This window comes from Streptomyces sp. GB4-14, from assembly GCF_022696125.1.
Taxonomy (GTDB): domain Bacteria; phylum Actinomycetota; class Actinomycetes; order Streptomycetales; family Streptomycetaceae; genus Streptomyces; species Streptomyces werraensis.
Map to the genome: position 1 here is coordinate 5,823,411 of NZ_RZHO01000002.1, position 21,123 is coordinate 5,844,533.

Annotated in this window: 28 protein-coding genes; 14 read left to right on the forward strand and 14 right to left on the reverse strand. The window is 72.4% G+C overall.

The window, feature by feature from the left end:
- Positions 1-13 precede the first annotated feature (13 nt).
- The 3 genes from ELQ39_RS28015 to ELQ39_RS28025 all read left to right on the forward strand — a co-directional run bounded on the left by ELQ39_RS28015 (position 14) and on the right by ELQ39_RS28025 (position 2,455).
- Positions 14-1,051: a tyrosine-type recombinase/integrase gene (locus ELQ39_RS28015; RefSeq protein ID WP_242594638.1), complete on the forward strand. Its 1,038-nt coding sequence runs from the start codon at positions 14-16 to the stop codon at positions 1,049-1,051.
- Positions 1,052-1,138: 87 nt separating this feature from the next.
- Positions 1,139-1,357 carry a hypothetical protein gene (locus ELQ39_RS28020; protein ID WP_242594640.1) on the forward strand — a complete coding sequence of 73 codons (219 nt, stop codon included), beginning with the start codon at positions 1,139-1,141 and terminating at the stop codon, positions 1,355-1,357.
- Between the two features lie 114 nt (positions 1,358-1,471).
- Positions 1,472-2,455 (forward strand): ATP-dependent DNA ligase, encoded by a 984-nt coding sequence (locus ELQ39_RS28025; protein ID WP_242594642.1) that lies wholly within the window; start codon positions 1,472-1,474, stop codon positions 2,453-2,455.
- Here the strand turns inward: ELQ39_RS28025 and ELQ39_RS28030 are convergent.
- Positions 2,452-2,790, reverse strand: a complete 339-nt coding sequence (locus ELQ39_RS28030; RefSeq protein ID WP_242594644.1) for a DUF6233 domain-containing protein — start codon at positions 2,788-2,790, stop codon at positions 2,452-2,454. The genes ELQ39_RS28025 and ELQ39_RS28030 overlap by 4 nt on opposite strands.
- A 45-nt stretch (positions 2,791-2,835) precedes the next feature.
- On the opposite strand from ELQ39_RS28030, the gene ELQ39_RS28035 reads away from it, so the two are divergent.
- From ELQ39_RS28035 to ELQ39_RS28045, 3 genes are read left to right on the forward strand one after another with little or no spacing between them, the layout of a single operon-like run.
- Positions 2,836-3,057, forward strand: coding sequence for a LexA family protein (locus tag ELQ39_RS28035; protein ID WP_242594646.1), 222 nt, complete (start codon positions 2,836-2,838; stop codon positions 3,055-3,057).
- Complete coding sequence (locus ELQ39_RS28040; protein WP_242594648.1) at positions 3,054-3,248, forward strand: hypothetical protein; 195 nt, start codon at positions 3,054-3,056, stop codon at positions 3,246-3,248. The genes ELQ39_RS28035 and ELQ39_RS28040 overlap by 4 nt, the downstream gene beginning before the upstream one ends.
- A gap of 20 nt (positions 3,249-3,268) precedes the next feature.
- The gene (locus ELQ39_RS28045; RefSeq protein ID WP_242594650.1) at positions 3,269-3,433 is read left to right on the forward strand and encodes a hypothetical protein; all 165 of its coding nucleotides are present in this window, start codon (positions 3,269-3,271) and stop codon (positions 3,431-3,433) included.
- Positions 3,434-3,761: 328 nt separating this feature from the next.
- Here the strand turns inward: ELQ39_RS28045 and ELQ39_RS28050 are convergent, their stop codons facing one another.
- From ELQ39_RS28050 to ELQ39_RS28075, 6 genes are all read right to left on the reverse strand, one after another.
- Positions 3,762-3,959 carry a hypothetical protein gene (locus ELQ39_RS28050; protein ID WP_242594652.1) on the reverse strand — a complete coding sequence of 66 codons (198 nt, stop codon included), beginning with the start codon at positions 3,957-3,959 and terminating at the stop codon, positions 3,762-3,764.
- Positions 3,960-3,969: 10 nt separating this feature from the next.
- Positions 3,970-4,149, reverse strand: a complete 180-nt coding sequence (locus tag ELQ39_RS28055; RefSeq protein WP_242594654.1) for a hypothetical protein — start codon at positions 4,147-4,149, stop codon at positions 3,970-3,972.
- Positions 4,150-4,182: 33 nt separating this feature from the next.
- Positions 4,183-4,434, reverse strand: a complete 252-nt coding sequence (locus tag ELQ39_RS28060) for a winged helix-turn-helix domain-containing protein (protein WP_242594656.1) — start codon at positions 4,432-4,434, stop codon at positions 4,183-4,185.
- A 590-nt stretch (positions 4,435-5,024) separates the two neighbouring features.
- Entirely contained in the window at positions 5,025-5,255 is a 231-nt protein-coding gene (locus tag ELQ39_RS28065; RefSeq protein ID WP_242594658.1) for a helix-turn-helix domain-containing protein, read from the reverse strand.
- 493 nt (positions 5,256-5,748) lie between these two features.
- On the reverse strand, positions 5,749-6,624 hold the full coding sequence (locus tag ELQ39_RS28070; RefSeq protein ID WP_242594661.1) for an undecaprenyl-diphosphate phosphatase: 876 nt from the start codon (positions 6,622-6,624) through the stop codon (positions 5,749-5,751).
- Between the two features lie 164 nt (positions 6,625-6,788).
- Positions 6,789-7,259: a winged helix-turn-helix transcriptional regulator gene (locus tag ELQ39_RS28075; protein ID WP_225629244.1), complete on the reverse strand. Its 471-nt coding sequence runs from the start codon at positions 7,257-7,259 to the stop codon at positions 6,789-6,791.
- 142 nt (positions 7,260-7,401) lie between these two features.
- Here ELQ39_RS28075 and ELQ39_RS28080 point away from each other — a divergent pair, with 142 nt between their 5' ends.
- Positions 7,402-8,571: a thiolase family protein gene (locus ELQ39_RS28080; protein WP_242594663.1), complete on the forward strand. Its 1,170-nt coding sequence runs from the start codon at positions 7,402-7,404 to the stop codon at positions 8,569-8,571.
- Between the two features lie 34 nt (positions 8,572-8,605).
- Here ELQ39_RS28080 and ELQ39_RS28085 read toward each other — a convergent pair whose 3' ends face one another.
- A complete protein-coding gene (locus ELQ39_RS28085) occupies positions 8,606-9,394 on the reverse strand; it encodes a TVP38/TMEM64 family protein (RefSeq protein ID WP_190003602.1) in 789 nt (262 codons plus the stop codon).
- A 49-nt stretch (positions 9,395-9,443) separates the two neighbouring features.
- Between ELQ39_RS28085 and ELQ39_RS28090 the strand changes: the two genes are divergently transcribed.
- From ELQ39_RS28090 to ELQ39_RS28100, 3 genes are all read left to right on the forward strand, one after another.
- Complete coding sequence (locus ELQ39_RS28090) at positions 9,444-10,172, forward strand: DNA alkylation repair protein (protein WP_242594665.1); 729 nt, start codon at positions 9,444-9,446, stop codon at positions 10,170-10,172.
- Positions 10,173-10,498: 326 nt separating this feature from the next.
- Complete coding sequence (gene tuf, locus ELQ39_RS28095) at positions 10,499-11,668, forward strand: elongation factor Tu (protein ID WP_190003604.1); 1,170 nt, start codon at positions 10,499-10,501, stop codon at positions 11,666-11,668.
- Between the two features lie 44 nt (positions 11,669-11,712).
- Positions 11,713-12,558 carry a spermidine synthase gene (locus ELQ39_RS28100; RefSeq protein ID WP_242594667.1) on the forward strand — a complete coding sequence of 282 codons (846 nt, stop codon included), beginning with the start codon at positions 11,713-11,715 and terminating at the stop codon, positions 12,556-12,558.
- Between the two features lie 68 nt (positions 12,559-12,626).
- Here ELQ39_RS28100 and ELQ39_RS28105 read toward each other — a convergent pair whose 3' ends face one another.
- From ELQ39_RS28105 to ELQ39_RS28115, 3 genes are all read right to left on the reverse strand, one after another.
- Complete coding sequence (locus tag ELQ39_RS28105) at positions 12,627-13,913, reverse strand: MFS transporter (RefSeq protein ID WP_242594669.1); 1,287 nt, start codon at positions 13,911-13,913, stop codon at positions 12,627-12,629.
- A gap of 73 nt (positions 13,914-13,986) precedes the next feature.
- Positions 13,987-14,997: a hypothetical protein gene (locus tag ELQ39_RS28110; protein WP_190003607.1), complete on the reverse strand. Its 1,011-nt coding sequence runs from the start codon at positions 14,995-14,997 to the stop codon at positions 13,987-13,989.
- Between the two features lie 157 nt (positions 14,998-15,154).
- A complete protein-coding gene (locus tag ELQ39_RS28115) occupies positions 15,155-15,619 on the reverse strand; it encodes a cyclic nucleotide-binding domain-containing protein (protein WP_225644868.1) in 465 nt (154 codons plus the stop codon).
- A gap of 231 nt (positions 15,620-15,850) precedes the next feature.
- Here ELQ39_RS28115 and ELQ39_RS28120 point away from each other — a divergent pair, with 231 nt between their 5' ends.
- Positions 15,851-16,498, forward strand: coding sequence for a DedA family protein (locus ELQ39_RS28120; protein WP_190003609.1), 648 nt, complete (start codon positions 15,851-15,853; stop codon positions 16,496-16,498).
- Between the two features lie 135 nt (positions 16,499-16,633).
- Here ELQ39_RS28120 and ELQ39_RS28125 read toward each other — a convergent pair whose 3' ends face one another.
- The gene (locus ELQ39_RS28125; protein ID WP_242594671.1) at positions 16,634-17,164 is read right to left on the reverse strand and encodes a gamma carbonic anhydrase family protein; all 531 of its coding nucleotides are present in this window, start codon (positions 17,162-17,164) and stop codon (positions 16,634-16,636) included.
- A 105-nt stretch (positions 17,165-17,269) separates the two neighbouring features.
- Here ELQ39_RS28125 and ELQ39_RS28130 point away from each other — a divergent pair, with 105 nt between their 5' ends.
- From ELQ39_RS28130 to ELQ39_RS28140, 3 genes are all read left to right on the forward strand, one after another.
- Positions 17,270-18,082 (forward strand): acyltransferase, encoded by an 813-nt coding sequence (locus ELQ39_RS28130; protein ID WP_242594673.1) that lies wholly within the window; start codon positions 17,270-17,272, stop codon positions 18,080-18,082.
- Positions 18,083-18,166: 84 nt separating this feature from the next.
- Positions 18,167-18,739: a helix-turn-helix domain-containing protein gene (locus tag ELQ39_RS28135; RefSeq protein WP_190003612.1), complete on the forward strand. Its 573-nt coding sequence runs from the start codon at positions 18,167-18,169 to the stop codon at positions 18,737-18,739.
- 43 nt (positions 18,740-18,782) lie between these two features.
- On the forward strand, positions 18,783-19,346 hold the full coding sequence (locus ELQ39_RS28140) for a YbaK/EbsC family protein (RefSeq protein WP_242594675.1): 564 nt from the start codon (positions 18,783-18,785) through the stop codon (positions 19,344-19,346).
- A gap of 43 nt (positions 19,347-19,389) precedes the next feature.
- Here the strand turns inward: ELQ39_RS28140 and ELQ39_RS28145 are convergent, their stop codons facing one another.
- Positions 19,390-20,610 carry a 4-hydroxybenzoate 3-monooxygenase gene (locus tag ELQ39_RS28145; protein ID WP_242594676.1) on the reverse strand — a complete coding sequence of 407 codons (1,221 nt, stop codon included), beginning with the start codon at positions 20,608-20,610 and terminating at the stop codon, positions 19,390-19,392.
- 58 nt (positions 20,611-20,668) lie between these two features.
- Positions 20,669-21,076 carry a CoA-binding protein gene (locus ELQ39_RS28150; RefSeq protein WP_190003960.1) on the reverse strand — a complete coding sequence of 136 codons (408 nt, stop codon included), beginning with the start codon at positions 21,074-21,076 and terminating at the stop codon, positions 20,669-20,671.
- Between the last annotated feature and the right edge of the window lie 47 nt (positions 21,077-21,123).

Consider the following 21,123-nt stretch of genomic DNA (forward strand, 5'->3'; position numbering starts at 1 on the left):
ATCAGGAGGGCGAGTGACCCCTCTCGTCCCGCGCCCGTCGGCGGAGCTGTCGACCGACCGGCACGACCCCCGCGACGACTGGCCTGACGAAGCCCGTGCACTCACCGACCACCTCGCGGGCATCTATTGCGACCGCGACCCGCTACCCACCATCGCCGGAGGATGGATCGCCCGCCAAAAGTCCCGCCACACCCGGCGGGCCTACGTCCGCACCTTCAAGGCGTGGGAGGAGTACGCCCGCAGCGCCGGCATCCACCCGCTCCAGGCGAAGCTGCCGCTCGCCGACGCCTACGCCAAGCACCTCGCCAAGACGCCCACCCGCAACGGCAAGCCACCCGCCGAGACCACCCAGGCCCAAGCCCTCGCCGCCGCCGGGAGCTTCTACACCTACGCCGCCCGCCTCCAAGCCGTCGACACCGACCCATTCGCCGCCGTCAACCGGCCCTACGTCGACCCCGACTACAGCCCCACCGAAGGCATGACCGAAGCCGAGACGATGCGGCTCATCGAAACCGCGCGCGACTGGGCGCCCCGCTCCTACGCCCTCGTCATGCTCCTCTACCTCACCGGCGCCCGCGTCGACGAACTCCTCTCCCTCAACGCCGACCAGCTCGGCTACGACCGAGGGCACCGCACCCTGCCCCTCACCCAGAAGGGTGGCAAGCGCCGGCCCGCGCCCGTGCCGCCGCTTGCCCTCGACGCGCTCCTCGACTACCTCGGCGACCGCACTGACGGGCCCCTCTTCGTGACGGACTCCGGCCGCCGCTGGTCGCAGCCCGAAGTGTGGAAGCACCTCCGCGTCCTCGCCCGCCGCGCCGGCATCCCACAAGCCGCGTCCATCAAGCCCCACACCCTGCGGCACCAGTTCATCACCGACAACCTCGCCAACGGGGTGCCGTTGCAGGACGTCCAAGACGCCGTCTCCCACTCCGACCCGCGCACCACCCAGCGGTACAACCGACGCCGCCGACAACTCGACAACCACCCCGCCTACGCCCTCGCCGCCCGGCTGGGGGAGCGGCTGGAGAAGGGCCAGGGGGAAGGTGCCTAAGACAGAGCGCTGATCGTGCCCTACCTAGGTGGCAGGCGCGGGGCCTATCGCGGTTGGGGTTCGACCGCACACCAGGCAGGAGAACTGATGGACGTCCCCGCGTTCGACACCTATGAGATCGGGCTACAGGGCGGCCCGCTCGACGGGCGCACAATCCCGCACATCACCGGCGACCCCACGACGCCACCCGACAGCGTCCACCACTCGCTGCCGGACGGCCGCGTCGCCGTCTACACCCCACGGCCATCGACCGCTGATGATGGGCCCCTCTGGAACTACGTGTTCATCGGATACCGGTTCGACTGACGTGCCAGACTGCCGGTAGGCCCGCCACGCAACCCCCGTCGTGGCGGGCCTTCTGCTTGCCCGGCCGCCGCACTCGACGTGCGCCCGCCGCCCGCACCCCCTACATCTGATCTTGTGGCGCTCACCCCACCGCTCCAGCCGATGCTGGCCGAGGCCCGCCCCACGCTGCCGCGCGACAGCGCCTTGCCTGGCGGCCTTGCCTTCGAGCAGAAGCCGGACGGCTATCGGGCGATCCTCTTCGCCGGTCGCGACCGCGCGGTCCTGCAGTCTCGCAACGGCTCCGACCTTGGCCCCGCCTTCCCGGAGATCGGCGCCGCTGCACGGGTGCTGCCGCCCTTGGTCCTCGACGGTGAGCTGGTCGTCGCTGCCGAGGGACATCTCGACTTCGGGGAGCTGCAGCGCCGCTCCCGCTACCGCGGCGCGACCGCCCGCAATGCTGCCCGCACAGCATCCGCGCACCTGATCGTGTTCGACGTCCTCGACACCGCCGACGGGCCACTCCTCGACCAGCCCTACCAAGCCCGCCGCGCCCTGCTCGAGGGCCTCTTCGCGGACGGGATCCTGGGCCCGCCGTTCGCGCTCTGCCCGGCCACCACCGACCGGACCACCGCATCCGACTGGCTCGACCCCGCCTGGGGCGCCGTCGGCATCGAGGGCGTCGTCGTGAAAGGGCTCGCCCAGACCTACCAGCCGGGCCGCCGTGGCTGGCTCAAGGTGCGTGCCCGGGCGTCGGCGGAGGCGGTCGTCGGCTCGGTGACCGGCCGGGTGACCGCCCCCTCGACACTGCTTCTCGGCCGCTACGACAGCGACGGTCGGCTGCGGTTCGTGGCCCGGACGGCGCCGCTGTCGCGGACGGCGAGCCGGGAGGTCGGGGCGCGCCTGTACTGGGGTGACGAGATGCACCCGTGGCAGGGCCGCCGCTTCTCCGCAGGGTGGGGGAGCAAGGAGACGATCGACCACCGGCCGGTCGTGCCCGACGTCGTGGTCGAGTTCACTGGGGACACCGCGGTGGACGCGGGCCGGTGGCGGCATCCGGTGCGCTACCTGCGGGTACGGGACGATGTGAGTCCGGAGCAGTTGCCGCTGGTGGACGGCTAGCCCTCCAGGAAGCCGAGCTCCGAGTCGGGCCGGCAGGCTCCGCAGGCTTTCACCCCGTCGGCGAGCGCACGCAAGGCTTCGTCCCGACCGATGCCCCGGACTCGCTTGCCCGCGTTCCAGCAGCCGCCGACGTGTACCTGCACTGGGGGTGCGTCGCGGTTGAGGCCCATCTCGAGGAGCCAGTCCGGCGCGGGTGGCCGCCGCTCGATGCCACGCTGATGCTCCGCCTCCCGCTGCTCGGCCGCCGCGATGGCGCGCCGCACCTCGTCGAGGGTGAGGGCGAGCCACGTCTCCAGGGTGCGGAGTCGCGGCAGGTCGGGCGGCAGGTCGGTCACGAGATCAGTTTGCGCCAAAATTCGAACAAGGTTTCTACTGGGGGCATGGCCAACCACAAGGTGGAGCACCTCACCGACCGGCAGGAGGAGATCCTCCGCCACATCCGGCGGGCCATTGCCATCGAGGGCGACGCCCCCACCGTGGCCGAACTCGCCGCCGCCGTCGGCATGCGCCCGTCGTCGGTCCATTACCAGCTGCGCGAGCTCGAAGCGAAGGGCGCCATCGTCCGCGAGCCCGGCACGGCGCGCGGGATCCGACTCGCATGACCCCCGGCCGCTACCGCGTCACCCTCGTCCTCGACGGCCGGCCCGCACTCCACGGCTGGTGGAACGCCGAGCCGGTCGCCCGACGCCAGTTCGCCGGACTCGTCGGCCAGTACGGACGGCCCGGCACCCACATCACCCTGGCGGACGAGGAGACCGGCGAGACGTTGACGGAGTGGCCGGCCAGGCCGTGATCGTCTGGCAGGCTGCCGGCATGAGCGTCCGCCCGTACCCGTCCCGCGACCGCGCCCTGCGACAGATCCTCCGCCGTCGCCCGCGCGACACCCCGCCCCTGCCCGGCCCGCGCGCCGCGGGGCAGCGGCCCGGCCTGTACGTGCTGTCGACGCGACGCCCCGGCGCTGTCAGCGGCCCCTCGTAAACTGGCCGGACTATCAGCCCATGCTGGCGCAGTGCTGAGAACGCCCCGTCTGGTCACGCAGGCGGGGCCGCTGCTGTCAGAGGCCGGGCCCATTCCCTCGACAGCCGAGAGTGGAGCACTCGGGCCGGATGGTGACGAGCGGATCTGGGTCGTCGTCGTACAGGCCGGCAGCGTTGGCGGTGAGCAGGCGCATGGTGCGGCCGCAGTGTTCGCAGCGAGGACGGGGTAGTGCCCGCACTTCCGAGCGGCGGCACGAGTTCGGTAGATCGGTCATGCCGAGAAGGTGACACATATCGAGGGCTCGTGTTCCCCCCTGCCTTCCGGTCCCCTAACCCTCCGGGTGCCGCACGGCCCGCTTGAGCGCCATCTCCGCCTTGTACCGGTCAACCCCGGCCTCGGTCGCGTAGGCGGTCAGCCGGTCCTGCACCGCGCCCGCCAGCTCCGGCGTCAACGCGCCAGCCTGGATCGCCGCCCACGCCTCACGCTCAGCCGCCAGCAGGTCATCAGGGAAGTCGAAGTCGCTCACGACCGGGAGCCTACGCCGCGGTCGTCACGTCCCCGCGCTCGACCTGCTCCAGCTCCGCCAGCAGCGCCCGGTACTCCGCCCGCTGCTCATCCGACAGCCGCGCATCCCTGTGAGGGAACAGGGCGCGAATCGCCGCGTTCAGCTCCTCAGCAGACCGCAACGGGCCGCGAGACAGAGACTCGGGGGACATGCCGACCAGTCTAGGAGCCCCCTCGGACACGGGCTACGACTTCCCGGCGGGCGGCTGCGGCAACTCCGTCACGAACGTGCCGATGCCCGGCTGCATCTCCGCCAGGCCCGCCGCGCGCAGCTCCTTCAGCACGCGTTTCGCGGTGACCTGGCTGATGCCGAACTCGTCGCACACTGCCATCGCGGAGGGGAGCCGGCCGCCTGGCGGGTAGGTGCCGTCGAGGATGCGCTCCGACATCACGGCGTACACCTGCCGCCACCTCGGAATCTCCGGCTCCCATCTCATGATCCGTGACGCTAGGCGGGCCTATCGGAGTACGCGAGATCAGACGACCCATACGACCTATACCGCCTATCCCGCAGGGGTATCGTGCAATTACATGCGAGAGCCCCCGGGGAGCGTGGGCCGCCACCCCGGAGGCGAGCCGACGATCGGAGCGTCGACGTGGACGAGCCTAAGAGCCCCGAGCCCGCATCGGGTAGACGGCAGACTGGGGTTCCGCCCAGCGTGCGCCTCAGCCCCATGCAAGAGGCCTGGCGGGCCTACGTCGAGCACACCCTCTACCTGTGCGGCACCTGCCGCCGCGTCGACGGCAGCCCGTGCCCGCCGGCTGGGGAGCTGTACCGCACCTGGCGCCGGGTCGCCGAAGAGTCCATGCGGAAGGTGTGGGGGACCGCCTCGAGCCGGACGGCTTTACCTCCAGGGCAGTGATCGCCCCGGTGTCGTTGTCTGACAGGAAAACGCAGGCCAGAGGTTGTACTGCCAGTTAAGGGGCGTTCGTGAAATGGGTGCTGTCATCCACTTCCCATCCGGATCAACCTCCTGTTGAATTTCGGTCTATAACTCCGGTCAGGAATCGGCCGCAGCGGTGTGAATCAGCCGTGCAGGAGGTCGGTGACGTGTACCCGCAGAACGTGCGCCACGAGGAGCAGGTGGCTGAGCTTCATCTCGTGCCCCCCTTCCATGCGCTGGATCGTCGACCGGTCGATGCCGGCGGCGTGGGCGAGGGACTCCTGCGTCATGTTCTGGTGGATGCGTCGCACGCGGATGCGGTCGCCGACCGCGCGGCGGGCCGCGGGGACCCACTCGGGCAGTTCGGCTGGCACTCGACCAACCGTTTACGGATCATGATCATAAGTCAGCAGCAGATTTGAGGCACTTTTCGATCATGAATCTTCGGTTGCCCTGTGGCACTGGCATACGCCGCAGGGCTCCCTGTAGTGTCCACGAATCGAACACGTGTTCACCCCTTCGAGTGAACCGGCTCCCGGAGATGCAGGGCCCAGGGCGAACCGGGCAACAGGAGGACAGGACCACAGGGCGAGTGCCGCAGCAAAGCCGCCTCGGCGCGGCGCACAGGAAAGCGACCAGCGGTCAGGCCGGCGTCGGCCGCTGGTTTGTGGTGCCACCCTCCGGGCTGCAGGACCTACCTCCCAAGTAGCGGCCTGGAGGGTGGCTCCACTCATTCAATACGAGGTAGCTGGGAGATGGATGGGAGAATCCGGCCCCAGATTGCCGCGACTGACTACGCGTTTCTGCGAACTATTACGCGATATCCCACGCAGTTCAGCTGACCGGAACACGCATGAACCTGTACGTCTAACCGGCCGACTCGCCCGCGTGAGGGCTCAGAACACCCGCGCTGACCAGCAGAAACACCACCAGGCCGAGCGCGACCCGGTACCAGACGAACGGCATGAAGCTCTTGGTCGAGATGAACTTCATGAACCAGGCGATCACCGCGTACCCGGTGGCGAACGCGATCACCGTGGCGAACAGCGTCGGACCCCAGGAGACGTGTCCGCCGTCCGCCGCGTCCTTCAGCTCGAACAGGCCGGACGCCAGCACGGCGGGGATGGCCAGCAGGAACGAGTAACGGGCAGCGGCCTCGCGCCGGTAGCCCATGAACAGGCCGCCGCTGATGGTGGCCCCGGAGCGGGAGACGCCCGGGATCAGGGCCATCGCCTGGCACAACCCGTAGATCAGGCCGTCCCGGACCGTCAGGTCGCCCAGCTCCTTGCGGGGCGCTGCCACCCGGTGCCGTCCGCCGTTCTCCGCGCGCGCCGCGAGCCGGTCGGCGACGCCCAGGACGACGCCCATGCCGATCAGCATCGCCGCCGTGAGCCGCAGATCGCGGAAGGGGCCCTCGATCTGGTCCTTGAGCGTCACCCCGAGCACGCCGATCGGGATCGAGCCGACGATGACCAGCCAGCCCATGCGCGCGTCCTGGTCCCGGCGCATCTCCTTGTCGGTGAGCGAGCGGGACCACGCGGACAGGATGCGCCCGATGTCCTTGCGGAAGTAGATCAGCACCGCGGTCTCCGTGCCGATCTGCGTGATCGCGGTGAAGGCGGCTCCGGGGTCCTCCCAGCCGGAGAAGGCCGCGGTCAGCCGCAGGTGCGCGCTGGAGGAGACGGGCAGGAACTCGGTCAGACCCTGGACGAGGCCGAGGATCAGGGATTCGAACCAAGACATGGGGCAGCGAAGTCCAAGTGCCGATCGCGGAAAGGTCGAAGGGCACACCCCCACCGCCGGCTGCGGTGCGGTCGATCATCGGGCGCGCCGGAGGCGAACTGTAGCGCCCGGAGATGAAGCCCCGGCGAAGGTGCGATGACCCGCCGCGTCCGTACGGGTGACGCTCAGGCGGCCGCCGGACCGCCCACCGTCCAGCCCGGGACCCGGGGGTGCGCGGTCAGCTCCCGGTGCCGCGCCTCCTCGCCGCAGGCCCGGCAGGTGACGACCGGCACGAACTCGTTGCCGCAGTGGTGCTCCAGCATCATCGGCGTGCCGCTGTCGGCCCGCAGATGCCGGTCGCCCCACTCCTTCAGGGTCCACAGCACGGGCTCCAGTTCGAGACCCGCCTGGGTGGGCCGGTACTCGAAGCGCTGCGGGCGCTCGCTGTACGGACGCTTGGTCAGGATCCCGGCGTCGACCAGCCGGCGCAGCCGTGCGGCCAGGATGTCGCGCGGCGCGCCGATGTTGCGCACGAGTTGGTCGAAGCGGCCGTTGCCGAGGCACACCTCGCGCAGCACGAGCAGGGAGTACTTCTCGCCGACGAGGGCGAGGGCGTCGGCGATCGAGCAGGGGCGCGGGTCTTTTGAGGCGGCCATGGGGCCAGTCTACGGGCACGGCCCCCTGTGGGTTTGATTTTCCAACGCGCGGCGTTATGGTGAGTTCGGATTTCCTACTCACCGGTAGCAACGCCCCGGTGGCATCCCGTCCTGAACCGGTCCGGCCAAGGAGGCCCGCACCATGCGTGACGCAGTCATCGTGGAAGCCGTACGTACACCCGTCGGGAAGGGCAAGCCCAACGGCGCCCTCGCCCACGTCCACCCCGTGGAACTGCTCGCCCACACCCTGCGCACCCTCGTCGAACGCTCGGGCGTCGACCCGGAGCTGATCGACGACGTCATCGGCGGCGCCGTCGACCAGGTCGGCGAGCAGGCCATGAACACGACCCGCTACGCCGCCCTCTCCGCCGGACTGCCCGAGTCCGTGCCCGCCACCACCGTGGACCGCCAGTGCGGCTCCTCCCAGCAGGCCGTGCACTTCGCCGCCCAGGGCGTCATCTCCGGGGCGTACGACATCGCCGTCGCCTGTGGTGTGGAGTCCATGAGCCGGGTGCCCATGTGGTCCAACGTGCCCGAGGGCAAGGACCCGTTCGGTCCGGGGATCGCCGCCCGCTACCCGGAGGGGCTCGTCCCGCAGGGCATCAGCGCCGAACTCATCGCCGCCAAGTGGTCGGTCACCCGCGAGCAGATGGACTCCTTCGCCGTGACCTCGCACCGCCGGGCCGCCGCGGCCTGGGACGCGGGACTGTTCGACGCCGAGGTGGCGCCGCTGGAGGGCGTCACCCGCGACGAGTGCGTGCGCCCGGACACCAGCACCGAGGTCCTGGCCGGCCTCCGGCCCGCCTACCACGACCCGCACGTCGCCGAGCGCTTCCCGCAGATCGAGTGGAACGTGACCGCCGGCAACGCCAGCCCCGTCAACGACGGCGCGTCCGCCGTCCTCGTCATGGCCGGGGAGACGGCGGCCCGGCTCGGCCTGCGCCCCCTCGCACGGCTGCACAGCTTCGCCGTCACCGGCTCCGACCCGCTGCTGATGCTGACCGGCGTCGTCCCGGCCACCGAGAAGGTGCTGCGCCGGGCCGGACTCTCGCTCGACGACATCGACCTGTTCGAGGTCAACGAGGCGTTCTCCAGCGTGGTCCTCGCCTGGCAGCAGGAGACCGGCGCCGACCTCGCCAAGGTCAACGTGCACGGCGGCGCCATCGCCATCGGCCACCCGCTCGGCGCGAGCGGCACCCGCCTGACGACCACCCTGGTCCACGCCATGCGGGAGCGCGGCGCGCGCTACGCCCTGCAGACCATGTGCGAGGCCGGCGGACTCGCCAACGCGATGATCCTGGAACGGGTCTGACGGACCGCGGGGCCGGACGGCCCCGGTGGCCCTCCTACCGGCCCCGCAGCCGGTGCCGCTTGCGCCACGCCACGACCGCCCCGGCGAGACCCGGCACGGCGATGCACGCCAGTGCGATCAGGAAGGCCGGGGACGTCGGGGTGGAGGCGCGGGCGCCCGCCACCACGTAGGCGGCGGTGTTCGGGATCGAACCGAGCGCCGTCGCCAGCAGGAACGGCAGCAGGCCCATCCGGGATACCGAGGCGCAGTAGTTGGCGGCGGCGAACGGAATGCCGGGGAACAGCCGCGCCGCCAGCATCGACCGGAAACCGTGCCGGCTGAGCTGGTGGTCCGCGGCCTTCAGCCAGCGCCCGCGCAGCAGCGGACGCAGCGCCTCCTGGCCGAGCACCCGGCCCAGGCAGAACGCGAGACCGGCGCCCAGCACCGTCCCGCCCAGCGCCGCGACCAGACCGAACTGCGAGCCGAACAGCGCCCCCGCGGCCAGATTCAGCAGCGGACGCGGCACGAACGCCACCGTGCACGCCCCGTACGCCACCGCGTAGGCGACGACGCCCACGACACCGCCGAGCCGGGCCGGCAGGCCGTCCGTCAGCAGATGATGCGGCTCCAGCACCACCATGGCCGCCGCCGCCGAGGCGAGCAGCACCACCAGCAGGGACAGCCGGGACCACGGCGACAGCAGGACTCTCGCGCACCGGCCGGCGAAGCCGGGAGCGGGCGCGAGAACGGGAGCGGCCGTGGGGACGGCGACCGCGAGGTCGGACGAGCCGGCCCGGGGGCGGGCCGTGGCGGTGCCCCCAGAGCGGTTGGTGGCATCGAGCATCCGGTGACACTAACCGACATATGTGCGAGATCGCCGTAGTGTTCGTCTCATGCGCGTCACAGAAGACGGTCCGGCACCGCCGCGGGTGCCGGACAGCACGCTGGCCGACACGGTGCTGGAGCGGCTCGTCGCGGCGTACGCGTCCGCCGCCGATCCGGTCGCGGCCGACGCCATGCGGGCGTACATGAAGGACGTCGCGCCCTTCCTGGGACTGAAGACGCCGGTGCGCCGCGCCCTGTCCCGCACCGTCGAGGCCGGACTGCCCCGCCCGTCCGAGGCCGACTGCACGGCGATCGCGCTGCGCTGCTGGGAGCTGCCCGAGCGGGAGTACCACTACTTCGCCGTCGACCACCTGCGCCGGCACGTACGGAGGTGCTCCTCCGGCTTCCTGCCCGTCACCCGGCACCTCGTCACCACCGTGCCCTGGTGGGACACCGTCGACCTGCTCGCCGCGCACGTCGTCGGTGCGCTGGTCGCCGCCGACGCCACGCTCACCGCCGAGATGGACCGGTGGAGCGCCGACGACGACATGTGGCTCGTACGCACCGCGCTGCTGCACCAGCTCCGCTACAAGGAGCGCACCGACACCGGGCGCCTCTTCGACTACTGTCTGCGCCAGTCCGGCCACCCCGACTTCTTCGTCCGCAAGGCCATCGGCTGGGCCCTGCGCGAGTACGCCAAGACCGACCCGGACGCGGTACGGGACTTCGTCGCGCGGGAGGGCGACCGGTTCGCGCCGCTGTCGGTGCGGGAGGCGCTGAAGAACATCGGGGCGTGAGCGGTGGGAGCCGCCGAAGCGTAGGGCGGACTTCCGCTTCGCGGAAAAATGGGTCGACGCGGGGCGCTGCGTCGGCAAGGATCGTCGTCATGTTCCGGTACGCCTTCCTTCTCGCAGCATCCGCCGTCGCGGATGCCCCGAAGGCTGCCGTCACCGTCCTCGCCGCCGCAGTCGACGGCGCCCGAAGCTGACCCTCCCCGGATCGCCCGGCGGACCCCGCAGGGGGAGGGTCGGCCGGTTTCCCGGGGTCCCCGTCCCGGCCGCGCGCCGATCCGCCGCGCCCGGGGCCTGACGCGTCATCACCTGAGAGGCTTCCAGGTACCGCCATGTCCAAGACGGCGTACATCCGCACCAAACCGCACCTCAACATCGGCACGATGGGCCACGTCGACCACGGCAAGACCACCCTGACCGCCGCCATCACCAAGGTCCTCGCCGAGCGGGGCGCCGGCACCTTCGTGCCGTTCGACCGCATCGACCGGGCCCCGGAGGAGGCCGCCCGCGGCATCACCATCAACATCGCGCACGTCGAGTACGAGACCGGCACCCGGCACTACGCGCACGTCGACATGCCCGGCCACGCCGACTACGTGAAGAACATGGTCACCGGCGCCGCCCAGCTCGACGGGGCGATCCTCGTCGTCTCCGCGCTGGACGGGATCATGCCGCAGACCGCCGAGCACGTGCTGCTCGCCCGGCAGGTGGGCGTCGACCACATCGTCGTCGCGCTCAACAAGGCCGACGCGGGCGACGAGGAGCTGACCGACCTGGTCGAGCTGGAGGTCCGCGAGCTGCTCACCGCGCACGGCTACGGCGGTGACGCGGCGCCCGTCGTCCGGGTGTCCGGGCTCAGGGCGCTGGAGGGCGACCCGCGGTGGACCGCGTCGATCGAGGCGCTGCTCGACGCGGTCGACACCTATGTGCCCGTGCCGGAGCGGTATCTGGACGCGCCGTTCCTGCTGCCCGTGGAGAACGTGCTCACCATCACCGGCCGCGGCACCGTCGTCACCGGCGCGGTGGAGCGCGGCACCGTCCGGGTCGGCGACAAGGTGCAGGTCCTCGGCGCGGACACCGAGACCGTCGTGACCGGTCTGGAGACCTTCGGCAAGCCCATGGAGGAGGCGCAGGCCGGCGACAACGTGGCGCTGCTGCTGCGCGGGGTGCCGCGCGACGCGGTGCGGCGCGGACACGTGGTGGCCGCGCCGGGCAGCGTGACGCCCAGCCGGCGGTTCACGGCGCGGCTGTACGTCCTGTCCGCCCGTGAGGGCGGCCGGACGACACCGCTGTCGACCGGCTACCGGCCGCAGTTCTACATCCGCACCGCGGACGTCGTCGGGAACGTCGACCTCGGCGAGGCGGCGGTGGCGCGGCCCGGGGACACGGTGACCGTCACCGTGGAGCTGGGGCGTGACGTGCCCCTCGAGCCGGGGCTCGGCTTCGCCGTCCGCGAGGGCGGGCGCACGGTCGGGGCCGGGACGGTGACGGAGGTCGTGTGAACCTCTGACGCGGCCGGGCGGCGGCGCGGCGGCACAATGGGACGGTGAACGAGTCCCTCCCCGTGTCCCGCGCCGTCGACCACGGCACCGCCAAGCTGATGCCCGACATCGACCGGGCACGGGCCTGGCTGCTGACCGTCGACGGCGCCCCGCAGTCCTACGTCGACCTGGACGAGCCGACGCACCTGGAGTTCGAGTACGCGCGGCGGCTGGGGCACGTGCTCGACGTGGCCGGCGAGCCCGGGGCCCCGCTGGACGTGGTGCATCTCGGGGGCGGGGCGATGACGTTGCCGCGGTATCTGGCCGTCAGCCGGCCGGGGTCACGTCAGGACGTGGTGGAGGCCGACGCGGGGCTGGCCGCGCTGGTCGCCGAGTATCTGCCGTTGCCGGCGGGGGCCGGTGTCGCCGTGCACACGGCGGACGCGCGTACGTGGCTGGAGGCGGCGCCCGACGACAGCGCGGATGTCGTGGTCGCGGACGTGTTCGGGGGGTCGCAGGTGCCGGCGCATCTGACCACCGTCGGCTACGTGGACGAGGTCGCGCGGGTGCTGCGGGGCGGCGGGGTGTACCTCGCCAACCTGGCGGACGCGGCGCCGTTCGCGTTCGTGCGGTCGCAGGTGGCGACGGTGGGGAGGCGGTTCGCGGAACCCGTGCTCGTCGCCGAACCCGCGGTTCTGCGCGGCCGCCGCTTCGGCAACATGGTGCTCGCGGCCTCCGACCGTGCGCTGGACGTATCGGCGTTGGCCCGGGCGGTCGCGGGGGATCCGTTCCCGGCGCGGGTGGAGCACGGGGAGTCCCTGCGGCGCCTGGTGGGGGACGCGTCCCCCGTGCACGAGGCGACGGCGGTGCCGTCACCGCTGCCGCCGTCGGGGGCGTTCGCGATCGGTTAGGGGGCGACTCCCCGCGGCCCCTTGAGGGCGACGGCGGCTGGTCGCGAACGGCCCCCACCGAGCCACGGCTACCCGACGGCCGTACCGTCCCCGACCTCCTCCTGCGCGCCCGGCAAGGCGCACGCGACCTGCTTCGTGCGGCGGCGCAGGTTGCGTACGTCCGGGACCGTCAGGACCGCCGCCGTGACCACGACGACCAGCGCCGCGCAGCCCCACAGCGCCTCCGGCCGGCCGAACGCCGTCTCCGTCGGCCCCGCGAGGGCCATCGCCGCCGGGACGAGCGCGACCGACCCGAACCAGTCGTACGCGGACACCCGCGACAGCTTCTCCTCCGGTATCTCCTGGTGCAGTGCGGTCATCCAGGAGACGCCGAACACCTCCACGGACAGCCCCGTCAGGAACATCACCGCGCACAGCACCGCCACCGGCACGGGCACCGCGAGCGCCGCGGACGGCAGGGCCAGCGGGAACACGCACAGGGTGCCCACCAGCAGCAGACGGCGCGGCTGCCAGCGCGTCATCAGCAGCGCGCCCGCCACCGTGCCGCCGCCGAAGAAGGCCAGCGCGACGCCCCAGGGAGCCGGCCCGCCCAGATGGTCGCGGGCGACGAGGGGACCGTAGACCGCGTCGGCCGCGCCGACGACCGCGTTGGCGACGGAGAACTGCACGACGATGCCCCACAGCCACGGCCGGCCGGTGAACTCCCGCCAGCCGTCCCGCAGGTCGGCGAGCACACCGCCGCCCGGCACGCGCGGCGGTATGTGCTTCACGTCGAGGAACGCCCGCAGCACCGCCGCGACGGCGAAGGCCGCCGCGTCCACCGCCAGCACCCAGCCGGGCCCGATCGCGGCGACCATCGCCCCGCCCAGCGCGGCGCCGCCCAGGGTCGCCCCGTGCATCGCCATACGGAACACGGCGAACGCGCGGCCGGCCTGTTCGCCGTCGACGGAGGACAGCAGCATGCCCTCGGCGGCGGGGTTGAAGAACGCCTGCCCGGCGCCGCCGAGCCCGCTGAGCACCATCATCTGCCACAGCTGCGGCTCACCCGCGAGGACCAGGACGGCGAACGCGGCCTGTGAGGCGCAGTTCACGGCGTTGGCCGCGACCATCACCCGGTGCCGCGGCAGCCGGTCGGCGACGGCGCCGCCGATCAGCAGGAACAGCACGAGCGGCAGGGTGCGGGCGGCGGCCACCAGGCCCACGTCCCCGCCGTCGCCGCCCGCGCCCAGCACGGCGAACGCGGCGGCGATCAGCGCGCCGTGGCTGCCCAGGTTGGTCACCACGGCGGAGGCGGTCAGCAGCGTGTAGTTGCGGCCGGCCCAGGCGGGGCGGCGGCGGGCGGCGGAGGTCGGCACCCGGTGACTATCGCCGGGAGAAGGCCGACTTGCCAAATGGGTACCGGGCCCGCACACGCGCGGGCCCGGACCGTCACGACTCCGTCGGCGGTTCCTCGGTCAGCCGGACCGTGCTGAGGATCTTCTGCACGGTCGCCTCGGGGATCTCGTCCTTCACGCCCGCCGCGCCGTACAGGTTCCAGGTGACGAAGTCGCCCGCGCCGTTCTTGAAGGCGAACGTGATCGCCTTGCCCTCGCTGTCGCACTTGCCCTTCTGCGGCGTGCCCTCCGAGTGCGCCGTGGCCACATGCCCGGTGATCCCGGACTTCGTGGTGTACGGCTTCGGCGCGTCGTACTTCACGCTCTTCTTGTCGGGCTGCGTGTAACCGCCGAAGATCCACCACGGCACACGGGTCTCGGCCGCCTCCTTGGTGTCCTTCGCGCCGTTCTCGCCGCGGGTGCCGGCGGTGGCGAGCGCGGTGTCCTCGGTGCGGCCGTCCTTGTTCTCGTCCTCGGTGCACCACTTGGACTTCAGGTAGGCGGGGGCGGTGACGGTGGTGCGGCCCATCTCACCGTCCTTCTCCTCCCATTCGAAGCCCACGGAGGTGCCCGGCGACTCGATCTCCCAGTCACCCGGGACGTCGAACTTGGTGCCGAAACGGGTGTTCACGACGACCTGCCAGCCCGGGATCGTCGCCTTCTCGCCCTCGCCGCCGCGCGGGTTGCCCCCCGAGGCCGAGGGGGCCGGCTCGGCGGAGGCGTCCTTGGACGCGGTCGCGCTCGGCCTCGCGGGCTTCTTGCCGTCCGCCTCGTCGTCCTTGTCGCCGCCGAGCACCAGGAAACCGGTCACGCCCGCGGCCACGACCACCGCCGTCGCCGCGATGATCGCCACCAGCTTCGTACGGTTGCCGCCACCGCCGCCGTCCCCCGGCTGCGGCATGCCCACGGTGGACGGCTGGCCCCACTGCGGCTGCTGCTGGTACGGGTTCGGCTGCTGGTAGCCGGGTTGCTGGTACGGATTCGGCTGCTGGTACCCCGGCTGCTGGTACGGATTGTTCGACTGCGGGTTCTGCTCGCCCCCGGGCGGCTGCTGTCCTGGCCACATGGGCAGCCACCCTAGCCGCGCCCCGACACGATTCGGTCACTGCCCTTTGACGGGGACGTAGCAAGCGGGTCCACGGACCGCGGGCCCCGACGCGAGGCAGGAGCTCACCGGTCCCACGGACGGACCGGTGAGCCCCCTGCGGCGCGGGCGGCCTCCCTCACACAGCCGCGCCGGCGCCGTACGGGCCGAACAGGTCGAGCAGCCGGATCCGGGCCGAGTGCAGCCGGTGGGCCACCACCTCGCCCACCCAGCGGGTCACCTCACGGCCCAGCTCCGCGTCCCCGTCGCACAGGGCGAGGACGGACGCGGCATCGAACTCGTACGCCCGCACCGGGGTGGCCGCCTCTGCGCCCAGGTGCCAGACGTGCGGACGGAACAGCCACGACCAGCCGACCAACTCGTTGTGCCCGAGCCGCTCGATGACGAGGGGCCGGCGGCCCGGCACCCGCATGTCCAGCTCCACGGTGCCGGTCCTGATCACCCAGAACCGGTCCGCCCGGCCGCCCTCCTCGAACAGCCGGGTCCCTTGCGGGAAGGACACCTCGCGCGCGGCGGCCATGAGCCGCTCCCGGTGCTCTGCGGGCAGGGCACGCGGCAGGCTGGGGGACGGGGGAGCGAACATGGCGGGCCTCCCGGATACGAAGTGCGGGGCGTCGTCGGCATCTCCGCCGGCTGCTTCCAGAGTCCGCCCGTCCGCCGCCGCGCGCATGGGCCGACCGGCCCGGGTGGCGCGGCGAACGGCCCTGACCGGACGGCTTACCCCGACCCGGTAGGCTTCCCGACCGTGCCCCCCTCGACCGGGCGGCACGCACACGCACGGACACACGGCATCGGCGGACCGGAGGAAGAGGCGTTGCACGTCCAGGAATGGCTCGAGACCGTACCCGCGGTCGCCGTGTACGCGCTGGTGGGAATCGTCATCGGGCTGGAGAGCCTGGGCATCCCGCTGCCCGGCGAGATCATCCTGGTCTCCTCGGCGCTGCTGGCCTCCCAGCACGGTGACATCGACCCGGTGATCCTCGGCGTCTGCGCCACCGCCGGCGCGATCATCGGCGACTCGATCGGCTACGCCATCGGCCGCAAGGGCGGACGTCCGCTGCTGGCCTGGCTGGGCGGCAAGTTCCCCCGCCACTTCGGCGAGGCGCACATCGCGACCGCCGAGCGGTCCTTCCAGAAGTGGGGCATGTGGGCGGTGTTCTTCGGCCGCTTCGTCGCCCTGCTGCGCATCTTCGCGGGCCCGCTCGCGGGTGTGCTGCGCATGCCGTACTGGAAGTTCCTGATCGCCAACGTCCTCGGCGGCATCGTGTGGGCGGGCGGCACGACGGCGGTCATCTATTACGTGGGGATCGTCGCGGAGTCCTGGCTGAAGCGGTTCTCCTGGCTGGGGCTGGTGCTGGCGGTGCTGATCGGCGTGACGTCGATGCTGGTGCTGAAGCGCAAGGCGAAGAGGACGGCGGCCGCCGCGGAACCGACGCCGGCTCCGGCGCCGGTCGGCGACTGACGTACGCCCTTGCGGCCGAGCGCCGGGTGGGGGCCGGTGAGGGCCGTTCGCGCGGTTCCCCGCGCCCCTGGGTCGGCTGCCCGGCCGGCACCCACAAGGGCGCCGGTGCGACGGACACCCTCATGCGCCCGTCTCTCAGCCCTCGTGCTGATCCCGATGCGCCTTCGCCAGTTCCGCGTACATCGTCCCGTTGAGGGTCAGCCCCTCCCGCTCCTCCTGCGTCAGCTCCCGCCGCACCTTCGCCGGGACGCCCGCGACCAGGGAACCCGGCGGGACCCGCATGCCCTGGGGGACAAGGGCCTGCGCGGCGACCAAGGAGCCCGCGCCGATCACCGCGCCGTTCAGCACCGTCGCGCCCATGCCGATCAGGCAGTCGTCCTCCACGGTCGCCCCGTGCACGACCGCGTTGTGCCCGACGGACACCCGCTCGCCCACGCTCACCGGGAACCCGGGGTCGGCGTGCAGGGTGCAGTTGTCCTGCACGTTGCTGCTCGCGCCCACGGTGATCGACTCCACGTCGCCCCGCAGTACCGCGCCGTACCAGACGCTCGCCCCGGCGTGCAGCGTCACGTCGCCGATCACGCTCGCCGTGGGCGCCACGAACGCCCCCTCGTCGATCCGCGGCTCCCTGCCGCCGATGCCGGTGATCAGAGCCTGGTGCGTCATCTCGCCTCCTAGTCGGACGTCGGGGGAACGGTACGCCACCCGGTGGGGTGAAGATCACAGGGGCGCCGGCCCGTACCCGTCGCGCCCGCGGACTACGGTGAGCGGGTGCCGAAGCGCAAGAACACGTTCTCGTCCTGGCCGCGCCGCCTCGCCCAGCGCGCGGTCCACGCGGGCTGGGCCTGGGTGCAGCGCACGGGCTCGGTGACCGCCGAACAGCCCGGCCGCTTCCGCTTCGGCGCGATGGGAACAGGTACCAGACTCGCCTTCCCGCTCGGCACGGTCTTCGGCGAGCCCTGGATCCGCATCGGCTCCCACTGCATCGTCGGCGAGCAGGTCACCCTCACCGCGGGACTGATGCCCGGCCTCGACCTCGGCCCCGAGCCGATCCTGCGCATCGGCGACGGCGTCGTGCTCGGCCGCGGCAGCCATGTCATCGCCGACACCACCGTGACCATCGGCAGCGACTGCTATTTCGGCCCGTACGTCTACGTCACCTCCACCAACCACTCCTACGACGACCCGCACGAGCCCATCGGCAAGCAGTGGCCGCGGATGGAGCCGGTGGAGATCGGCCCCGGCTGCTGGATCGGCACCGGCGCGGTGATCCTGCCGGGCGCGCGCGTCGGGAAGAACGTGGTGGTGGCCGCGGGCGCGGTCGTCCGGGGCGAGGTGCCGGACCACTGCGTGGTCGCGGGCGCGCCCGCCCGGGTCGTACGCCGCTGGACGCCCGACGAGGGCTGGCAGCCGCCGCTGCGCACCCCGCCGCCCGTGCCGCTCCCCGACGACGTCACGCCCGACCAGCTGCGGGCGCTGTCGCGGCTCGACGAGGAGAGCGTGGCCCGCCTCGCGGAGCTGGACGAGGCCGGGCTGGACGCGCACGGCGCCGCGCGGCTGGCCGGGTCGGAGCCCGGCGCCTGACGTCCGCGCCGTACCCGCACGGCCTCGCAGTACAGTGCGGTGAACCACCGGGTGCATCATCCGGACAGTCGAAACGGACGGAACGTGGCGGACCTCGACCTGCTGACCCGGTCCCTGGCGCGCAACGTCAAGCGCTGGCGCACCGAGCGCGGCTTCACCCTGGACATGCTCGCGGCCCGGGCGGGCGTCAGCCGCGGCATGCTCATCCAGATCGAGCAGGCCCGCACCAACCCGAGCATCGGCACGATCGTCAAGATCGGCGACGCGCTCGGCGTCAGCGTGCCCACGCTGCTCGACTACGAGCGGGGACCGAACGTCCGGATCGTCCCCGCCGACCGCACGGTCCGCCTGTGGCACACCGAACGCGGCAGTTACAGCCGGCTGCTGACCGGCACCGAGGCGCTCGGCCCGCTCGAGATGTGGGAGTGGCGGCTGATGCCGGGGGAGAGCAGTGACTCCGACCCGCACCCCGAGGGCACGGTCGAACTCGTCCACGTCACGGCCGGGGAGCTGACCCTCACCGTCGACGGGGAGGAGCACCGGGTGCCGGCCGGCGCCAGCGCCTCCTTCGAGGCCAACGCCCCCCACACGTACGGCAACGCGGGCGACGGGCCGATGGAGATGATCATGACCGTGTCGGTGCCGCCCGCGCAGTGAGACGGGCTCCGGACACCGCCCCGCCCGCTGTTACCGTGCCGTCATGCGCGCACCCATCGGAAACTTCGGCCAGGCCGTCCCCGCCCCCGACTGCCTCGACGAGCTGACCGCCCCCGTCGCCGCCGCGGTCCGCGCCTGGAGCGGCAGCGTCCCCGCCGACCGGATCCTCTACGTCGAGACGGACCCGCAGTGGGCCGACACCGCCGTCTTCGTCGAGCACTACGGCAGCGACCTGCTGGAGCGGTCGGCGAACTGCGTGGTGGTGGCGGGCAAGCGCGGCGGGGAGACCACGCTCGCCGCGTGCGTCGTACTGTCCACCACCCGGGCCGACGTGAACGGGGTGGTGCGCCGCCATCTAGGCGTACGCAAGGCGTCCTTCGCGCCGATGGACACGGCGACGGAGGAGACCGGCATGGAGTACGGAGGCATCACCCCCGTCGGGCTGCCCGAGGGCTGGCCCGTGCTGGTGGACGCGGCCGTCGTGGACCTGCCGTACGTGCTGGTCGGCAGCGGGCGGCGGCGCGGAAAGCTGCTGGTGCCGGGCAAGGCGTTCGCCGAACTGCCGGGCGCGGTCGTGCTGGAGGGCCTCGGCAAGCCCGCCGCCTGAGCGGGCCGAACCGGCCGAACCAGCCGGGCGGGCCGCGCGGGCGTCAGTACCGCGCGGCCGTGCCCAGGTACCGCTCGGCGAAGGCCGCCGCGGCGGCCGGCGAGCTGAACAGACGGCGCAGCCGCGCGAGCGCGGTGCCCGCGCGGAAGGGGTCGCCCGTCGCACCGCCGTGGTACAGCTCGGACAGCCACTGGGAGAACTCCTGGTAGTCCCACACCTGCCGCAGGCGCGCCTGCGAGTAGCCGGCCAGCCCGGCCTCGTCGCCCCTCAGCAGCAGTGCGACGAGGGCGTCGCCCAGCGCGAACGCGTCGTGCAGGGCCAGGTTGAGGCCCTTGGCGGCGATCGGCGCGACCAGGTGCGCCGCGTCCCCGGCGAGGCAGAGGCGGCCGAAGGTCATCGGCTCGGTGACATAGTCGTGCATGTCCAGCACGCGCTTCTCGATCAGCGGACCCTCGGTCAGCGGCTCCGCGCCGGCCGCGCCCAGCCGGCGGCGCAGCTCCGCCCACACCCGCTCGTGCGGCCAGTTCTCCGGGGCGTCGCCGGGCGGGCACTGGAGGTAGTAGCGGGTCACCTCGGGACTGCGGGGCATCTGCCCGGCGAACCCGTCCGGATGGCAGCCGAACAGCACGCGGTCCGCGGACGGCGGCGCCTGGGCGAGCAGCGCCAGCCAGCCGATGCCGTAGTCGTGCCGCGCCACCCCGGCCCGCCCGGCGACGGCCGCCCTGGTCACCCCGCGCGCGCCGTCGCACCCCGCGACGAAGTCGCACACGACGACCTCCCGGCGGCCGCTCTCCGGACAGACGTACGACACCGACGGCCGGTCCCCGTCCACGCCGTGCACCCGCACGTCCCGCACCCCGAACCGCGCGGCCCCGCCGCGCACGTCCGCGTACTCCCGCACCAGGTCCGTGACCAGGAACTGCTGGGGATACACCCAGTGGTGGCCGCCCGTCAGCTCGTGGTAGTCGAAAAGGTGGCGCCCGCCGTCGAAGCGGAACTCGCAGGCGGTGTCCCGTCGGGCCCGCTCCAGCAGGTTCCCGGCGAGACCCCGCCGCTCCAGGCCGCGCACCACCGGTTCCTCGATCACCCCGGCCCGCGGCCGTTGCTCGACGAACTCCCGCGTCCCGCTCTCCAGCACCAGGCAGTCCACCCCGGCCGCCCGCAGCACGCACCCCACGGTGAGCCCGGCGGGCCCCGCGCCCACCACGACAACCGGAAACCGTTGCGGAGCAGGGGAGTTGGGGGAGGCAGGCGTCTCGGTCATCGCGCCATTATGGCGTCACCCCGCCGCCCGGAACCGGCGGGCCCGACGAGCGGACCTCTCAGGCGAGCCGCGGGATCTCGATGGCGGGGCAGCGGTCCATCACCATGTCCACACCCGCCGCACGTGTACGCGCGTACGCCTCCTCGTCGACCACCCCGAGCTGGAACCACACGGCCTTGGCGCCCTTGGCCACCGCCTCGTCCGCGACCGCGCCCGCCAGGTCGCCGTTGACGAACACGTCCACCACGTCCACGTCGAAGGGGATGTCCGCGAGCGAGGCGTACCCCTGCTCCCCGTGCACCGTCTCCGCCTTGGGGTGCACCGGCACCACCCGCTTGCCGAACCGCTGGAGCACCTGCGCGACCCCGTACGCGGCGCGCTGCCGGTTGGAGGACAGGCCGACCACGGCCCAGGTGTCACCGGACTCGGTGAGGATCTTGCGGACCGTTGCGTCGTCGCCGTACACCGTCGGCCTCCCGAAATTCGAAGCATGATTGAGCTGACGTGCCCGTC

Excerpts from the sequence above, each read along its gene's own strand:
- ELQ39_RS28115 (WP_225644868.1), bottom strand. The coding sequence starts at position 15,619 with ATGTTCGCTCCCCCGTCCCCCAGCCTGCCGCGTGCCCTGCCCGCAGAG.
- ELQ39_RS28090 (WP_242594665.1), top strand. The coding sequence starts at position 9,444 with ATGCGCGTCACAGAAGACGGTCCGGCACCGCCGCGGGTGCCGGACAGC.
- ELQ39_RS28140 (WP_242594675.1), top strand. The coding sequence starts at position 18,783 with ATGCGCGCACCCATCGGAAACTTCGGCCAGGCCGTCCCCGCCCCCGAC.
- ELQ39_RS28020 (WP_242594640.1), top strand. The coding sequence starts at position 1,139 with ATGGACGTCCCCGCGTTCGACACCTATGAGATCGGGCTACAGGGCGGC.
- ELQ39_RS28055 (WP_242594654.1), bottom strand. The coding sequence starts at position 4,149 with ATGTCCCCCGAGTCTCTGTCTCGCGGCCCGTTGCGGTCTGCTGAGGAG.
- ELQ39_RS28060 (WP_242594656.1), bottom strand. The coding sequence starts at position 4,434 with ATGAGATGGGAGCCGGAGATTCCGAGGTGGCGGCAGGTGTACGCCGTG.
- ELQ39_RS28080 (WP_242594663.1), top strand. The coding sequence starts at position 7,402 with ATGCGTGACGCAGTCATCGTGGAAGCCGTACGTACACCCGTCGGGAAG.
- ELQ39_RS28035 (WP_242594646.1), top strand. The coding sequence starts at position 2,836 with ATGGCCAACCACAAGGTGGAGCACCTCACCGACCGGCAGGAGGAGATC.
- ELQ39_RS28070 (WP_242594661.1), bottom strand. The coding sequence starts at position 6,624 with ATGTCTTGGTTCGAATCCCTGATCCTCGGCCTCGTCCAGGGTCTGACC.
- tuf (WP_190003604.1), top strand. The coding sequence starts at position 10,499 with ATGTCCAAGACGGCGTACATCCGCACCAAACCGCACCTCAACATCGGC.
- ELQ39_RS28085 (WP_190003602.1), bottom strand. The coding sequence starts at position 9,394 with ATGCTCGATGCCACCAACCGCTCTGGGGGCACCGCCACGGCCCGCCCC.
- ELQ39_RS28125 (WP_242594671.1), bottom strand. The coding sequence starts at position 17,164 with ATGACGCACCAGGCTCTGATCACCGGCATCGGCGGCAGGGAGCCGCGG.
- ELQ39_RS28110 (WP_190003607.1), bottom strand. The coding sequence starts at position 14,997 with ATGTGGCCAGGACAGCAGCCGCCCGGGGGCGAGCAGAACCCGCAGTCG.
- ELQ39_RS28145 (WP_242594676.1), bottom strand. The coding sequence starts at position 20,610 with ATGACCGAGACGCCTGCCTCCCCCAACTCCCCTGCTCCGCAACGGTTT.
- ELQ39_RS28040 (WP_242594648.1), top strand. The coding sequence starts at position 3,054 with ATGACCCCCGGCCGCTACCGCGTCACCCTCGTCCTCGACGGCCGGCCC.
- ELQ39_RS28045 (WP_242594650.1), top strand. The coding sequence starts at position 3,269 with ATGAGCGTCCGCCCGTACCCGTCCCGCGACCGCGCCCTGCGACAGATC.
- ELQ39_RS28075 (WP_225629244.1), bottom strand. The coding sequence starts at position 7,259 with ATGGCCGCCTCAAAAGACCCGCGCCCCTGCTCGATCGCCGACGCCCTC.